The organism is Anaerotignum faecicola, from assembly GCA_024460105.1.
In the GTDB taxonomy this organism is placed as follows: Bacteria; Bacillota; Clostridia; order Lachnospirales; family Anaerotignaceae; genus JANFXS01.
This window is the reverse complement of sequence record JANFXS010000098.1, coordinates 1-561: the sequence shown is the minus strand read 5'-3', so window position 1 is coordinate 561 and position 561 is coordinate 1. Positions and strand designations below refer to the sequence as shown.

Annotated in this window: 1 rRNA gene; it reads left to right on the top strand. The window is 53.5% G+C overall.

From position 1 onward, the window contains the following. Positions 1-561: ribosomal RNA gene (locus tag NE664_12950) — 16S ribosomal RNA — on the top strand; the annotation flags it as partial.

The following is a 561-nucleotide window of genomic DNA, read 5'->3' as shown; positions in this document are numbered from 1 at the left end:
ATAACAGTTAGAAATGACTGCTAATACCGCATAAGCGCACAGGGCCGCATGGTCTGGTGTGAAAAACTCCGGTGGTGTAAGATGGACCCGCGTCTGATTAGGTAGTTGGTGGGGTAACGGCCCACCAAGCCGACGATCAGTAGCCGACCTGAGAGGGTGACCGGCCACATTGGGACTGAGACACGGCCCAAACTCCTACGGGAGGCAGCAGTGGGGAATATTGGACAATGGGCGAAAGCCTGATCCAGCGACGCCGCGTGAGTGAAGAAGTATTTCGGTATGTAAAGCTCTATCAGCAGGGAAGAAAATGACGGTACCTGACTAAGAAGCCCCGGCTAACTACGTGCCAGCAGCCGCGGTAATACGTAGGGGGCAAGCGTTATCCGGATTTACTGGGTGTAAAGGGAGCGTAGACGGTTTAGCAAGTCTGAAGTGAAAGCCCGGGGCTCAACCCCGGTACTGCTTTGGAAACTGTTAGACTTGAGTGCAGGAGAGGTAAGTGGAATTCCTAGTGTAGCGGTGAAATGCGTAGATATTAGGAGGAACACCAGTGGCGAAGGC